Consider the following 14840-nt stretch of genomic DNA (forward strand, 5'->3'; position numbering starts at 1 on the left):
TCAGGCTCCGAGTTTCGAGTCAGAGACAGGGATACCCATCTCATCGAAATAGGCCTTGGCGCCGGGATGCAGCGGAATGATCATGCCGCGACCCACGGTTTCGGCAGAGATATTGCCTAGCAGCGAATGCACCGCCTTGAAGTCATCCATGTTTTCCCAAAGCTGTTTGACCACCGCATAGGCCACGTCGTCCGGCATCTCGGCAGAGGCAAACAGGATGGTGTTCGTGCCCACGGTGTCCGCCGGCACATCCTGACCGCCGAACAAACCCGCGGGCAGCGTGACACGCTCAAAGCCCGCGCCGCTGTCTTCCATGAACTTGTCCAGAACGGCCGTGTCAAACGACAGCGCGCGCATCGGGCGCACGGTTTCGTTCTGCATGACGGTCGGATGCGGCCAGAGCGACAGCCACATCACCGCGTCCAACTGACCGTTGCGCAGCGCCTCGTGCGATTCGCTCCAGCTGAGGGGATGCAGCTTGCCGCCGTCGGCCTCGATGTCGTCGGTTGTCATGCCAGCGGCGGCCAGCAGGTTCTCGAACGCCAGCCAAGAGGTCTGGCCGGGCTGGCCGGCGCTGACCTGTTTGCCGCGCAGATCGTCGAGCGAGCGAATGTCGCTGTCGCCGTCCACCCAGATCTGGATGGCGCTTTGCATGATGTTCATCAGGCCGCGTGCGTTCTGTACCGGGGACTCTGGTGTTGCCGGGTCGCGGCCTTCCCAGGCGTCCAGCGCATTGTTGGCCGAAGTGATGCCCAAGTCCGCCTTGCCGTCGCGCACCCGCAACAGGTTGGGGCCAGAACCGCCGGGCTGCACGTCAATGATCGTCGACGGAAAGACCCGCGACAGGATGTCGGCCACGCCGGTTCCGACAATACCAAAGACACCGCCCGAAGGGCCGCCGCCGATGGTCAGAAAATCAGGGGCCTGGGCAAAGCCCAGACGGGGCAGGGCGGCCAGCGGCAGGGCGGCGGCTGCGGTTGCCAACAGTCTGCGGCGGGTGATTGAATTGCTCATTCGGGTCTCCATCGTCAAAGGCACGGAACCGTCCGTGCCGCCGTTGGTAATGATCCATAGGAGACGCGCGGCGACCGCTTCAATCAATTAAAAACTTGTGTCGCTAACTTCAGCTTCCCTGAAGTCATCCGTCGATGATCCGACCTGCGGCGCGGGCGCGCTCGATCCCGTCGACCACCGCCGTTTCAAAGGCGCTGGCAACCGGGGCCATTTCGGATTTGGCGCGGGTCAGGATCTCGACCTGACGTCGTGCGGTTGCATCGGCCAGCGGAACAAACAGCAATCCGGGGCCCAATCCCTCTAGAGCGAGGCGCGGCAGCACCGTCACCCCAACCCCGGCGCGGACCATGCCCAACACCGATGCCGTGTTGCGAATCCGCAGGTTAGCGGCCTCATCAATGTCCCGGAACGCGGCGTTTTCGATCACGTCCCCCGAGGCGTTCGAAATCATCGGGTGCCGTGCCAGTTCCTGCCATGTCAGCGGTTCTGTCAGCTTTGCCAGCGGATGTTCCACCGCGCAGATCACCCCGAACGGTTCCGAGAACAGCGCAACGCGCCGCAGCGTGCCGGTCGGCCTGCGGCACGATCCGATGCCAATGTCGATGCGCCCCATTTCAATCTCATGCTGCACGGTCGCGGAATCCATGTCGCGCACCTGAATCACCACATCGGGCCGCGTGCGCAGGAACCCCTGCACCACATCGGGCAGAATCGCCGTTGTCACCGACGGCACGGCGCCGATTCGCACCATGCCGCTGCGCGCCTGCGTCAGTTTCACGATACTGTCGATGCAGCGGTCGAAATGGACCGTCCCGGCGCGGGCCTCTGTCAGGACCAATTGGCCCAGCGTCGTCAGCCGGTTCTTGCGGTCGCTTTCAAACAGCGGCGCGCCCAGATGTTCGGTCAATTGCTTGAGCGACATGGACACCGCGGAGGGCGTGCGCCCCAGCCGGCTGGCCGCGTCGTTCAGGTTGCCCAACTCTGCCACGGCGACATAACACCGAAGCATTTCGATCTTTATGGCCATCGCGCTTCAATAATCCTCAAGTCCGGTTCAGAGGTTTGAGTGTGACTGAAGTTTTCGTTCGACGCCATAGTACCGGCGACCCTCAACAACAGAGTGACCGCCATGACCCAATCCTATCGGATCGACTGCCTGCAATATGCCAACTGGTCGGAAGAAATCTTTGCCCAGATGCGCAAGGGCGGGCTGGACGCCGTGCATGTGACCATCGCCTACCATGAGGATTTCCGCGCCACGGCGGCCAATGTCGCGGACTGGAACCTGCGGTTTCAGCGCCACAGCGACCTGATCTTCAAGGGCCGCACCGGGGACGATGTGCGCCGGGCCCGCGAAACGGGGCGCACCGCGATCTTTCTTGGCCTGCAAACCCCCGCCCCGATCGAGGCCGATATCGGGCTGGTCGAGATCCTGCACGAAATGGGCGTGCGGTTCATGCAGCTCAGCTATAACAACCAGTCGCTGCTGGCGACCGGCTGTTATGAGGCCGACGACCCCGGCATCACCCGCATGGGCCGTCAGGTCATCGCCGAGATGAACCGCATTGGCCTTGTGGTGGACATGTCGCATTCCGCCGACCGCTCGACCCTTGAGGCGATCGAGATTTCGGGGCGCCCCATCGCCATCACCCACGCCAACCCCGCGTCCTGGCACCCCGCCCGGCGCAACAAATCGGACGAGGTGCTGCGCGCGCTTGCACAAAGCGGCGGGATGCTGGGGTTTTCGCTGTACCCCTTTCACCTCAAGGACGGCGGCGATTGCACGTTGGACGCCTTTTGCCAGATGGCCGCGCGGACGGCGGATCTGATGGGGGCGGACCGGATCGGCATTGGCAGCGATCTGTGTCAGAACCAACCCGACAGTGTAGTCGAATGGATGCGCGTCGGGCGCTGGACCCGCGAAATGGACTATGGCGAGGGCTCTGCCAGTGCCGCAGGCTTTCCGCCGCAGCCCGATTGGTTCCGGGACAACCGCGACTTTGCCGGGATCGAGGACGGCCTGCGCCGCGCCGGGTTCTCCGATGCAGAGGCCGCCGGGATCATGGGCAACAACTGGCTCCGGTTTTTCGATGAGAACTTTGGTCCAGAGACCCTTGGCCCCGGAACATGAGCGGGTCGATCCGGGTCATCCGCCCCGAGGACTGGACAGAGATGCCATGGCGGAATGGGGGCGGCACCACGTCAGAAATCGCGGCGCAAAAGCAGAACGGCGCATGGCTCTGGCGACTGAGCACCGCCATTGTTGCGCAGGATGGCCCCTATTCGCAGTTTCCCGGCCTCACGCGGATCAGCACCGTGATCGCCGGGGCCGGGACCGACATCGCGGACATGGGGGCCGAGGACTGGCAACGGATCGGGCCATTGATCCCGACCCAACTGGACGGAAACCGCGCGGTTCAGGGACGTCTTGTGGACGGCCCGATCCGGTTCCTGAACCTGTTTTTCGATTCAACGCGGGTGGCTGCCAGCGTGGCCGTGATCCAACTGGACGGAGATCGCACCTCCGGCCCGCATGAAACCATGATTTTCTGCATAGAGGGTCAGTGTGGAATTGGATCCGAACCGGGCATCGGGATTGCGACAATGCATATGGCGTGTCGTTTGCCAGCAGCACAGCGCCTTTCCGGGCAGGCGTCGCTCGTTTCGATCCATCTGGAGCCGGTGGTGTAGCTTTCGATCACCGGGTTACCCGTCTTGAGGCTGCCGTGCGACCTGACTGGAATCCGCGATGGCAGGGTGCAAGTATCTGAAACAAAAATGTTAATTGGCAGTCCGGCCCTGCGTCGATCCTGTGAAACGATCAAGGGGCCGGGCGGTGAATGAAGGCAATCAGCGCTGGAAGGGGCGGTCGTGTTCCGCCTGAGCAAAACAGGCTGACGCCTTGCGGAGGATCTCGCTCGCCGGTGGGTTTGAACCAATGGGACCTTCACGGACGCGCCCCGGCGCTGCGCATGACCCTCACGTTCAAGCGCCTGCTGGCCGACACGATGCTCGACAATGTCGTCCTGAAGGATCTTCCGGGAAAGAACGGACGGTAAGCCATTGATGCGCCATTGGTTCAAGCACAATGGCGAACGACCAAGCGGCGAGAGGCGGCGCTCCGGGTGATGCGGGATCATGACATCTCGCAGCGCCGGGCCTGCCATCTTGTCGGTGTCGATCCCAAGACAGTCCGGCGCACAGGCCCGCCGGACTGCCCCGAGATCCGCGAGGAAATGAAGGAGACCGTGCTCTGCTCCCCGCGAAATCCCTCACCGTGATGTAGAGTCTGCGCCAACTCTGAAGGAGCAGATGAATGCGAAAGAGCCGTTTTACCGAGGCCCAAATCATCCACTGCCCGGCAGGGTATTGCGAAGCAATGTCCCGAGAGGGGGGATGATCAAGGAGCAGGGTTCAAGCGTTAAGCGATTGACCCAGTGGATCAATCGTAGCGCAGAACGGAATGCCGACCACGGAGGTGTGCCGCAGGCACGGGCTGAGCAAGGCGACGTTCTACAAGCTGAAGGCCAAGTATGGCGGGATGGACGTTTCGGAGGCCGCCAGGCTGAAGGCGTTGGAAGATGAGAACGCCAAGCTCAAGCGACTGCTGGCCGACACGATGCTCGACAATGTCATCCTGAAGGATCTTCTGGGAAAGAACGGACGGTAAGCCATTGATACGCCATTGGTTCAAGCACAATGGCGAACGACCAAGCGGCGAGAGGCAGCGCTCAGGGCAATGCGGGATCACGATATCTCGCAGCGCCGGACGTGTCGGCTGGTCGGTGTCGATCCCAAGACTGTCCGGCGAGAACTCCCGCCCGACAGCGCCGAGATCCGCAAGGAGATGCAGGAGATTGCCGGCAATCGGCGTCGGTTCGGTTACCGCCGGATCGGCGTCCTGCTGGAACGAAAGGGTATGAGCATGAACACAAGAAACTGTATCGCATTTACCGCGAGGAAGGGTTGTCGGTAAAACGGCGTAGCGGCCGGAAACGGGCGCGCGGGACCAGGACACCGCTGCCGGTTGCGGCGCATCCCAACGCGCGTTGGTCTCTGGACTTCGTGTCTGACAGCTTCGGCGCCTCGCGGAAATTCCGGATCCTTGAGGTGATTGACGACTGCACCCGGGAATGCCTGTGTCTCGTGGTGGACACCAGCCTGTCCGGGGAGCGGGTTGCCCGGGAACTGAGCGCCCTGATCCGGGTTTACGGCAAGCCCGGCTGCATGGTCAGTGATAACGGGACAGAGTTCACAAGTCGGGCCATCCTGAAATGGGCCGACAAGAACGGGATGCCATGGCATTACATCGACACCGGCAAGCCGCAGCAAAACGCGTTCATAGAGAGCTTCAACGGCAGCCTGCGAGACGAGCTGCTGAACGAGGAGCTCTTTGACGGCCTGGACGATGCACGGCGCAATCTGGCGCTTTGGCGCTACGACTACAACGCGGTCAGGCCGCCCTCATCGCTGGGCAACCAAACACCACAGCAAGCGCGCCGGACGCTTGAGCAATTTGACCGCTCCGCGCCCGGCGCGCTTGCGCCAAACGGTGAACCGAAATACCCAAATCCAACCTGCAGACTCTCATTATGAATGAGGGACCAGCGGGGGGCAGGTCACCCATTCGTCGTCCGTCATCAGGTCTCGTGCCAAGCTGGTTTCCATAGCAGATACCAGCTTGAATCACGTCAAGACCACGCTGTGAATCCCTTTTGTCAACACAGCCTAGTCGCGGTCGCAATGGGCGAAAAGAAGCCAGACATCCTACCTGGGGTTGGGACGCCGCCACCGAGTCGAGACATTGACGACGAAATTCCTTTCTAGAGGTTCACTGAAATGGCTGTTCGTTTCACAAAACTCACGCGTCCTGCCATCCGTTCTCTGAAGCCGGGGGCTTCGATAATGGAACATGGCATCACATTCCGTCGCGACGTCAATGGTGACGGCGTCTACTCCATCAACATCATGGTCGACCGTCGGCGCATTCATCGCGTGATCGGTCGAGAGTCCGAAGGTGTGACACGGCAGCAGGCGGAGGACTTCGTTGGCCAAGCCAGAACCGATGCGAGGCGTCAGAGATTGGAGTTGCCCGAGGGACGAAAGACCCCACTTGGTTTTGAAGAAGCCGCAAACCGCTATGTCCAGAGGCTCCGCGATACTGATGGTAATAATATCGACATCAAAGAGCGCCAGCTAAGACAACACTTGGTCCCGTTCCTTTCAGCCAAGCCGTTGAGTACCATCGAGACCTTCGACATTGAACGTTACAAGAAGGCTCGCCGCTCTGCGGGCGCAGCAAAAGCGACGGTGAACCGGGAATTGGCGACACTTTCCCACCTGCTGAACCAAGCTGTTGAGTGGAAGTGGATAAAGAGCAAGTCGGTCAAGATCGCTCGCTTCAAAGAAGACAACCAGCGGATCGTATACCTTGCAGATGATCAGTGCGTTGCGTTGCTGGAAGCAGCGGCATCGGATCACAACGAAAACGTTCATGCGTTCGTCATGGTCGGATTGCACACCGGGATGCGTCATGCCGAAATTCTCGCGATCCGTCGCGAAGACGTCGATGTCGGGAAGCGAGTGATCTGGTTTCCTCAGGCCAAGGCGGGGTCTCGCGAGCAACCGATCACCCGAGAACTGGCTGAATATCTGGAAAGACGCATGGACATGCTGCCGCCGGGCTGTGACTGGATGTTCCCTTCTCCGGGAAGTGCCACTGGCCATGTCCACACGATCCGCAAGGCGTTTCGCCGGTCTGCGGAACGTGCTGGGCTAGACCCAGATCAAATTACGCCTCACACGCTTCGCCATACAGCGGTAACCCATCTGGTGCAGGCGGGCGTTGACCTGCCCACAGTCCAGCGGATTTCAGGTCACAAGACATTGTCCATGGTTGCACGTTACGCGCATCAAAGTGGGTCGCACATCGAAGCAGCAATGGATCGGCTGGAAGGGCGGGTCAGCGGTGTGCAGGAAGACAACATCCGTAAGTTGAATCCAAAAAGTTCGGCCTGATTACACACGAATTACACGTGCACTTGAGTGCACCTGCTTGGGAGGCGGTTAAGTATTTGATTTTAATGGTGCCCGGGGGCGGAATCGAACCACCGACACGAGGATTTTCAATCCCAAATTGTGGATGGAAGATCAGGCGGTTACGGGCGAAAATTCTGTCAAACCCACCACGAGAAATCAGGCACTTAGCGGCCGATTGTCAAACCTTTTGCCGGCCTGGAAAGGGGATTTGGGCGGATGGTGCGGCGGCGTTTTCCGTTCTGTCAAGCGGTATGATCCGGCGCCTTTGACGCGTCGCCGCTTGCCCGCCCCGGGGGCCCGCGCATGAGCTGGAAGGTCGCCAATCTTTGCGCTGACCGGGTCTTTGGCAGCGCCGCGCGCAAGCAGATCATCATGTTCCTGGCAGACAAGGCGAGCGATGACGGCTCGGGCATCTGGTGTTCCAAGGGTACGATCCAGCGTCACACCGAATTGGGCGAAAGCACCGTCAAGCGGACGATCAGCGATTTCCTGCGCGAGGGCATCCTGATCGAGACCGGGCGGCGTCCCTGCAAGAACGGTTTCACCGTCATCTACCGGATCGTGCTCGACCGCGTGATGGCCTTGGAAAGCACCGCCGAACCTGACGAGGGAACGGGGTCCACAGTGGACCCCGTCCAGCTTGACCCCGGTAGGGGGTCCAGGGTGGACCGGGTACCGGGTCCACGGTGGACCCCAAACCACCCTGAAACCATCCATAAACCACCTACGCGCAAGCGCGCGGAGGCGGCGGTGGATGAAAGAGTTGAAAGGATCTGGGCTGCCTACCCCAAGGACCGGCAGCGCGGTAAGGCAGCGAGCATGGCCGCGATTGCCGAGGCGCTGGCCGAGGGCATCGACCCGGACGACCTGCTGCGCGCGGTGCATGCCTATGCGACCGAGAGCGCGGGCTTCACACGTGCGAAGGTCTGTTTCGCCGACAACTGGTTCGCCGGCCGCCGCTGGCAGCGCTTTCTCGAAGCGATGGACGAGGAACGGCAGGTGCATGCGGCGCTGGCCGCAGATCACCACGCACGGCTGGCTGCATGGGTCCGCGACCGCAGCCCGATGTGCAAGCACATCACCGCGCCTCAGGTGACGGCGCTGGTGGCGGCGGGGCTGGTGACCGACGGCCAGCTGCGCGCGGCAGGGTTGGCGGCATGAACGGCGCGTCGTTTGCAAGATGCACCGCGCATCGCGTCCCTTGCATCGCGCTTTCCGGAGCGTGTGCCCTATCCCGCGTCCCCTGCGCCGCGCCTTCCGCATCGCGCATCGCGTCTCTTGCGCCGCGTTTCCTGCCCAATGCTTTGCGCATCGCGTTTCCCGCATTGCGCAGTCCCCGCACTACCCCGCCCGTCAAACCAACCGAAACGGACTCCAAGCCCCTGACCCGCCTCCGCTGACGCTGGGAGGCGGGGGGCTTGGAGGAAGTTGGCAAGAAATAGGAACGTAAACTTCACATGCGCCACCACCGCAAACTGACCGATGACGAACGCCGCCAGATCATCGAGGCTAGGGCCGGGGGCACATCAGCCGCCACTCTGGCCCGCCGCTTCGGCGTCTCGACCCGGACGATCCACAACACGCTGAGCCGGGCCAAAGGCGCACGCTCTGTTTCGACAACAACGATCAGCACCCGCCTGAGCGCGCGCCAACTTGCGGGGTTACAGGCCGCATTGGCGCGTCGCGGCATCACCGACCAACCCGCCGCTCTGCGCCGCCTGATGGGGGCGGCCGACATCCTGCTGCGCCCGGCCGATCCGGTCGTGCTGGACCATCTGCAAGCCTGGGGCGCGCAGGTCGCCACCGATGGCGCTGCGGTCAACCACATCGCCCGCAAGCTGAACGAGGCCAAACTTCGTGGCTGCCCGCTGCCCCTCACCGACGATGACATGACCACGATCCACACCTTCGCCGGGGGCCTCGTCGAATTCGCCGAGGGGTTCCGCATCCTGTGGGAGGCACAGTTGGCCGCGAAGACGCGCGAGGTCGACAAGGCGTTGGAGGGGTTAGCCGCAAAGGCATCGGAACCCTACAGCAGGTCCCGCATTTGCGCTGCTCGCTGCGTCGCATCGTTTGCGACCGGCTCGCTGACCGCCGCCGGGACCTGATCGCCCACCGCCAGAAGCGTCCGCTCCAGCGCAGGGCCAAGCCGATCTACCATGTCCTGCAACAGCTCCAAGGCGCGGCCCTTGGGCAGACCCGCCGCGCGCCCCTCGGCTTCGAAGTGGCGGGGCACGATCTCGTCGATGCCGTAATGTCCATCGATCGACATGGCGAGGCGGTAGCGCTTGCGCTGCAAGCGTCCGGCGCGGACGACAGGGGCGACGCTCAGGATGTCATAGAGGGGCGCGAGCGTGAACCGCGCCCGACGCCCCAGACGCAGGCTGAAGTTCTTGGCGTGCCCATCAGAGGCCCCGATCAGGAAGAAGAAGATCTGAGTTCTAAAGAACGTTTCCCGATCCTCGATGGGCGTGTCGGATTCCCGCAGAAGCTCCATGACCTGCGCGACACCGGGGCCACCCAGCCTCTGGTATTTCATGGCAGACGGGTAGCCCAGCGACTGGCAGATATCCTCTTGCGGCAGGCGTTTCAGGATGCCGCCGTGCCAGACGCGATCGAACCGCTCGACCGACAGCACGACCTGCCCGGGAAGGGTAAGCTTTTCGACATGCGCGACTGGCAGGCCGATTTCGTCAGCCAGGGTCATGCAGAACAATTCGTTTTCGACGCTGTCGCTCAGGTCGATTTGCTCAGGGCCGGGAATGATGCCCATGGGCGTCTTGAAGATATGGCTGGTCGGCGTGATGCCGCGCGGCTTGGCCCACTGCCCGTCGATACGCAGATAGGCCGTTTTCTCCTGTGCGCCGGCGATGGAAATCCGGAAATCCTCATCTTCACTGAGGGCGAGCGGCGCGGCGGCGAGGTTCTTCAGATCGGCGACCATCTCCGCTTCCGAAATGACACGATACTGCATGTCCTGTTCGGACGGGGCCTCGTCCAGCGGCAGGAACTGCAGCGCACCGACACAGTCGCGCCCCAGCATCGACAACAGGGAGAACACATCCTTGCCCTGTGCGCCTACGCGCGCGGCGATCTTTTCACGTAACTCGCCCTCGGCATCGGGCAGGAGGTTGTCGAAGGCGGCGACAACGGGATCGCCCTGCCATTTGAGCTTGGTCAGCGGAAGGGCACTGGCAACCGGAAAAGCGGCCTTGGAGGCGAGCCAGTCAGGATCATAGGTGAAGGCGATGGCTCCATCGGTTGCGCGGGTCAGCGTGCCCACCCTCGCCCTTTCGTACCAGACGGCTGTCTTGCTTTGGCGTGTGCGGCGACCCGCGCGGGCGATGCGTGCCATCCTAGCGATGCCCCGGGTCAGCTATGCGATCCGTCGCGGAAAGTTCCGCCCCGAGGGCCTCGAGAAGGCGCAGGTACACGTCGAGGCTGACGGAAACGACGCCGTTTTCGATATCGGAAATGGTGGATTGCGCCGTGCCCGTCATCTCGCCAAGCTGCTTCTGGCTGATCTTCCGCGCCGCTCGCCGCGCCTTCAGCACGGTTCCAGCTTGGCGCAGGCTTCGGATGGGGTGTGGCGTCAAACTCGTCATGTCGAGTCGATAGCTTTTGGGCGATATTTTGTCAATATAGCCGATGAGCTATTTTGCAACATTATAGCTCCTGAGCCATAAGTGAGGCCGCTTCAAATGGGGCAGTCTTGGAGCCAACATTGGGAGCATTGGAATGATACCGTATATCTCTAGTAGATCTTGTAGAACCGAACCCGAAATTGCATTTTGTCTCCTAAAACCGTTATTTCGATGAGAGTTCAACCCTTTGCCGACCTTCCATCTCCCACGAAAACTGACGATAGGCGAGATGCAGATCTTGGAGGCCGACCTACTCCACAAGCCTGGAGTTGCAATCGTTCTAGCCGAACCTGGGGCGGGAAAAACTGCACTGTTGGCAAGTGTTGCAACACGCTTCGGCACCACACCGATCAAAGCCAGCATCTTTGAAAGAACGCGTGCGCCCTGCATTGTTGTCGATGCTTTCGACGAGGTTGCTCGTATTGATCCCACCGGCCTTCATCGCACTCTGAAAGAACTGCGTCACACGGGAGCAGATCGCACAATCCTGTCGAGCCGGTCCGGAGAGTGGAGCGACGCGGACACTCGTCTGCTGCATGACATCATGGGTATGGAACCAATCGTTGCGAGGTTGGTCCCATTTGATCAAGACGAGCAGGCCCTGCTCTTCAGTCACCGACATCCAGACGCCAGCTTCGAAGACTTCCTTTCCGATGCCGCCCGCCACGACCTAACTCATCTCCTTGGCAATCCAGAGTTCTTGAACCTGTTCGCGGATGCGTTCGCTCAGGCCGGAGGCCGATTCACGCAGCGACATGAGATATTCAGCGACGCGGTTCGGTATCTCGCTCGCGAAACGAATAGGTCGGTTCCCAATCGGGACGCGCCCACAGCTGAGCAACGCATAGCTTGGGCGGACGAGGTCTTTGCGCGAATTCTCTTGTCAGGTTCCGATGGCGTTGCAATGGCAGATTTCGCCGAAGGCCCGACGTTCCCCCGTCTCGCAGACCTTGGCTTGCCCGACCAACGACTACCCTCAATCCTTGATACCCGCCTCTTTCGTCCAGCCGCAGGTACCGACCGACATGAACCTGTCCATCGCATCGTTGCTGAGCATTGTGCAGCCCGCGCCCTTGTCCAACGGATTGATGATCCCGCAAACACTTTCACCGTAAATCAATGCCTGAGTCTCGTGGCTCCGAACGGAACCACCCGTGATGACCTTCGTGGCCTCCTTGGTTGGATGGCTGCACTGGGAAGTCAGAATGTCCAGGATGCGGCAATCGATGTTGACCCCTATGCCGTCCTCTCAAACGGGGATCCATCGCGTCTCTCGGTTAGGTCCAGACACCGACTTCTTCAAGCCCTGGGCAAATTGGAAGCGGATGATCCCTTCTTCCGCCGCGTAGATCGCTGGCGAAGTTTCAGCGCCTCGGGGTTCTTTACACCCGAAATAGTTGGTGCGATCCGCCCGAAGATCGTTCGCGCGACCGGCGGTGACTTGCGCGCATTGTTACTGGAGCTTCTATCGGGCTCGCCCGCGGTCACCTCGCTTCGTCCAGAACTGGAAGCGATTGTTCTGGACGACACTGCAACGCCACAGTGCAGGCACGCAGCGCTCGATTGCCTCGTAAGGGAAATGCTCGACCTGGCACTTATGGTCGATCCACTTATCGCGTCTGGCACGAACGAGGCGCTGCGTCTTGCTGCAAAGATCGTTACCAACGTGGGGGTAGGTCGGCTATCTCGCGAAAAGCTTCGAAACCTGCTTCTGGCCTCCGCCAACTTGTACCCGACAGATCCAAAAGAGCGCGAGCGCGTGATCGGATCACGGTATTTCATACGAATTCTAGTGCGAGACTTCGACGCTGATCTGTGTGGCTGGCTGCTTGATGAGATTACACGGGGCTTGGCTTGCACTTGTGGTGCGCGTTCATGGGAATGTCACTGCCGGGATGGCATCAGCAAGATTGCTGGGCATCTGCTAGACAGATATTTCGACGTCGCCGAGGAGCCGCGGGACCCGGGAAGGATCTGGGGATGGTTGAAACCGCTTCACTTCCATCGCTCGGTCGGTACCAAGGATAGCCCGGCAGTCCGCGTCCTGCACGAGGAACACCACCTGCGCCGTGAAATTCAGCGACTGAGGTTCGTCAGGCTGACCACGCGGGAGGCCATGATCGATGAAGGCATAGATCGACAAGGCCATGCGGGCCTGTCCTTTAGGTCTGTCGATATCCGGCCGATGATGGATCACGCATTCGCGACAGAAAATGTTGAGCTTTGGGACTTCTTCGTTCATTCGCACGACTTCTACCAAGCACGAGCCGAGAGGGGCCCAGACGAGCTTCGACATTATGCGCGGCAGCAAGCGCATCAGAAGCCGGATTTCCTCGCCAGGTGGGCACTCAGGCAACGCCGACAATTCCGAAGCTGGCAGCAAAATCGCGAACGGCGGTTTCGCTTCCAGGCCCGTCGGCGGCGTCGAGAACGCGTAGCTGAAGGCAAGGCGGTCAGATCACTGACCAGAGATCGCGGCATTATCGAAGCCGGCCAACACAAAGGCTGGCTGACCTACATCGCCCGCTACTACCTCATTCAGCCCGATGAAATGCAGGAACTTACGCACGGATTGATCGACGTGGACGCGGCCCTACGGAACTATCTCCGCGGCGTCGACGATGACATCCCGACGTTGGAACAGTGTGCGTTGGGCACGGCACGCGCAAGCGTTGTCAGGCTCCATGCCGCCTGCGTCGCCGAATTCAGGGCCACCAGAGATCTGTCGCATATTGATCGGCGCATCCTCGCTGCGGTTCGCACAGATATCGGCGGATACAGCGGGGTCAGCGAGGATGAACGCGTACAATTCGATGAAGCGGTCGACGCATTGCTTTTTCGCGACAACGTCGACGCCGACGCGTTCATAACAGGGTACGTTGAAGCTCAGCTCGCCTCTGGCAGCGAGACGCCAGACGTAAGCTGGCTGGAACGAAAGCCAACGTTCCATTTTCTGCTGCCAACCCGCCCTTTGGAATGGTTGCGCAAGTTTCCGGCCATCGCGCACCATCCCTTGGATCGGCTTTTCGATATGGCTGTTCGCCACGGGGATCGAGCAGACCTGCTTGCGTTGATCAGGGAACGCTGTGCAGAACTTGATTCCGGCATACTGCCTCACAGGCTTGAGGCGCAAAGGCGCTTTTGGTTCCTGCGCCACTTTTGGTTCTTGGATGACGATCAGTCAGCGGTCTGGTCGGTTCTGGATCGTGATCCGGATTTCATCTTTGAACTCGAACACATCAGAAGTGAGCAAAGAGGCGACGATGCGACGTGGCCCGACCTGAGTGCCGCGAAGATCGCGCGCATCTTGGACACCTTCATCGAGCGGTGGCCGCCTGTCCTACTTCCTTCAAGTTGGGGAACTGGTAGCCCGAAGCCTGAAACCGCCTACCGCTATCTGACTGATATCGTCTACATGATTGGACGGGAAAAGACGGACGCTGTCTTGCCGGTTCTGGATGGTCTTCTCGCCGATCCCCGGATGGCACCGATTCACAGAAATCTGCGGAGCATCCGTGCGGCGAGCAAGCGCACAAGAGCCCTACGCGACTTTACCCCACCGAGCGCCGCAGCTGTAAGAGCTGCACTTGATCAGGGACGGCCAGCAAGCGTTGAACACATGCGCCGCGTCGTTGTCGAGTACCTTGGACGCTTGCAGGAAGATGTCCAGGGCGGCGACCTTGGCGTGATCGATCAGTTCTACGAGAAAGGGCAGCGGCTTGGCGAGAACGCTGCCACGAAGCGCATCGTAAACTGGCTGAGACCTCGCCTTGAGCCCCTTGGGTTTGTGGACGTAATTGAACATCAGCTTGCCGACGGCAATCGATGCGACATTACGGCCTCCATCCAGACGCCCGCAGGGAGGAAGATGCTGGTTGTGGAAGTCAAAGGCCAATGGAATGCCGAGCTTTTCACGGCGGCCCAGATGCAGCTTGCAGATCGCTACGCGGTACATCCAACAGCGGAAGAACAAGGTGTTTACTTGGTCCTCTGGTTCGGTGCCGATGAAAAGATCGCAGGTCTGAAGAACCACGATAACTTGCAGGTTTCTGATCTGAAAAAGAAACTCGAAGAAGGACTGCCCGCCGAGCTTGTCGGCAAGATTGATGTTTTAGTTCTGGACATCGAGAGGAGGTAGCAACT

General features: G+C 60.6%; 10 protein-coding genes and 2 pseudogenes. 8 read left to right on the forward strand and 4 right to left on the reverse strand.

The features are described from left to right. Positions 1–1014: a TAXI family TRAP transporter solute-binding subunit gene (locus ACN0S5_RS17755; RefSeq protein ID WP_417210080.1), complete on the reverse strand. Its 1014-nt coding sequence runs from the start codon at positions 1012–1014 to the stop codon at positions 1–3. Between the two features lie 124 nt (positions 1015–1138). Beyond that, positions 1139–2041, reverse strand: a complete 903-nt coding sequence (locus ACN0S5_RS17760) for a LysR family transcriptional regulator (RefSeq protein WP_417210081.1) — start codon at positions 2039–2041, stop codon at positions 1139–1141. Positions 2042–2143: 102 nt separating this feature from the next. On the opposite strand from ACN0S5_RS17760, the gene ACN0S5_RS17765 reads away from it, so the two are divergent. The 7 genes and pseudogenes from ACN0S5_RS17765 to ACN0S5_RS17795 all read left to right on the forward strand — a co-directional run bounded on the left by ACN0S5_RS17765 (position 2144) and on the right by ACN0S5_RS17795 (position 9161). Continuing rightward, entirely contained in the window at positions 2144–3145 is a 1002-nt protein-coding gene (locus ACN0S5_RS17765; RefSeq protein WP_417210082.1) for a membrane dipeptidase, read from the forward strand. After that, positions 3142–3705: a HutD family protein gene (locus tag ACN0S5_RS17770; protein ID WP_417210083.1), complete on the forward strand. Its 564-nt coding sequence runs from the start codon at positions 3142–3144 to the stop codon at positions 3703–3705. Before ACN0S5_RS17765 ends, ACN0S5_RS17770 begins: the two co-directional genes overlap by 4 nt. Before the next feature lie 296 nt (positions 3706–4001). Then, positions 4002–4256 (forward strand): annotated as a pseudogene (locus tag ACN0S5_RS17775) (hypothetical protein); the annotation flags it as partial. 203 nt (positions 4257–4459) lie between these two features. Beyond that, positions 4460–5610: pseudogene (locus ACN0S5_RS17780) on the forward strand (IS3 family transposase). Positions 5611–5919: 309 nt separating this feature from the next. After that, positions 5920–7032 (forward strand): tyrosine-type recombinase/integrase, encoded by a 1113-nt coding sequence (locus ACN0S5_RS17785; RefSeq protein ID WP_417210084.1) that lies wholly within the window; start codon positions 5920–5922, stop codon positions 7030–7032. Positions 7033–7356: 324 nt separating this feature from the next. Next, positions 7357–8214 carry a hypothetical protein gene (locus ACN0S5_RS17790; RefSeq protein WP_417210085.1) on the forward strand — a complete coding sequence of 286 codons (858 nt, stop codon included), beginning with the start codon at positions 7357–7359 and terminating at the stop codon, positions 8212–8214. A gap of 296 nt (positions 8215–8510) precedes the next feature. Next, positions 8511–9161 carry a helix-turn-helix domain-containing protein gene (locus tag ACN0S5_RS17795; RefSeq protein ID WP_417210086.1) on the forward strand — a complete coding sequence of 217 codons (651 nt, stop codon included), beginning with the start codon at positions 8511–8513 and terminating at the stop codon, positions 9159–9161. On the opposite strand, the gene ACN0S5_RS17800 is transcribed toward ACN0S5_RS17795, so the two are convergent. Both ACN0S5_RS17800 and ACN0S5_RS17805 read right to left on the reverse strand, forming a co-directional pair. Further along, positions 9083–10408, reverse strand: a complete 1326-nt coding sequence (locus ACN0S5_RS17800; protein ID WP_417210087.1) for a type II toxin-antitoxin system HipA family toxin — start codon at positions 10406–10408, stop codon at positions 9083–9085. The genes ACN0S5_RS17795 and ACN0S5_RS17800 overlap by 79 nt on opposite strands. A 1-nt stretch (position 10409) precedes the next feature. Further along, a complete protein-coding gene (locus tag ACN0S5_RS17805; RefSeq protein WP_417210088.1) occupies positions 10410–10658 on the reverse strand; it encodes a helix-turn-helix domain-containing protein in 249 nt (82 codons plus the stop codon). Positions 10659–10926: 268 nt separating this feature from the next. Here ACN0S5_RS17805 and ACN0S5_RS17810 point away from each other — a divergent pair, with 268 nt between their 5' ends. Continuing rightward, complete coding sequence (locus ACN0S5_RS17810) at positions 10927–14835, forward strand: hypothetical protein (protein WP_417210089.1); 3909 nt, start codon at positions 10927–10929, stop codon at positions 14833–14835. Positions 14836–14840 lie beyond the last annotated feature (5 nt).

The sequence above is a fragment of the Antarctobacter sp. genome (assembly GCF_048262615.1).
GTDB lineage: Bacteria > Pseudomonadota > Alphaproteobacteria > Rhodobacterales > Rhodobacteraceae > Antarctobacter.

What these genes read in the sequence shown, in the direction of transcription:
- ACN0S5_RS17805 (WP_417210088.1), bottom strand. Translation starts at nt 10,658, where the DNA reads ATGACGAGTTTGACGCCACACCCCATCCGAAGCCTGCGCCAAGCTGGA.
- ACN0S5_RS17755 (WP_417210080.1), bottom strand. Translation starts at nt 1,014, where the DNA reads ATGAGCAATTCAATCACCCGCCGCAGACTGTTGGCAACCGCAGCCGCC.
- ACN0S5_RS17770 (WP_417210083.1), top strand. Translation starts at nt 3,142, where the DNA reads ATGAGCGGGTCGATCCGGGTCATCCGCCCCGAGGACTGGACAGAGATG.
- ACN0S5_RS17800 (WP_417210087.1), bottom strand. Translation starts at nt 10,408, where the DNA reads ATGGCACGCATCGCCCGCGCGGGTCGCCGCACACGCCAAAGCAAGACA.
- ACN0S5_RS17790 (WP_417210085.1), top strand. Translation starts at nt 7,357, where the DNA reads ATGAGCTGGAAGGTCGCCAATCTTTGCGCTGACCGGGTCTTTGGCAGC.
- ACN0S5_RS17810 (WP_417210089.1), top strand. Translation starts at nt 10,927, where the DNA reads ATGCAGATCTTGGAGGCCGACCTACTCCACAAGCCTGGAGTTGCAATC.
- ACN0S5_RS17785 (WP_417210084.1), top strand. Translation starts at nt 5,920, where the DNA reads ATGGAACATGGCATCACATTCCGTCGCGACGTCAATGGTGACGGCGTC.
- ACN0S5_RS17765 (WP_417210082.1), top strand. Translation starts at nt 2,144, where the DNA reads ATGACCCAATCCTATCGGATCGACTGCCTGCAATATGCCAACTGGTCG.
- ACN0S5_RS17795 (WP_417210086.1), top strand. Translation starts at nt 8,511, where the DNA reads ATGCGCCACCACCGCAAACTGACCGATGACGAACGCCGCCAGATCATC.
- ACN0S5_RS17760 (WP_417210081.1), bottom strand. Translation starts at nt 2,041, where the DNA reads ATGGCCATAAAGATCGAAATGCTTCGGTGTTATGTCGCCGTGGCAGAG.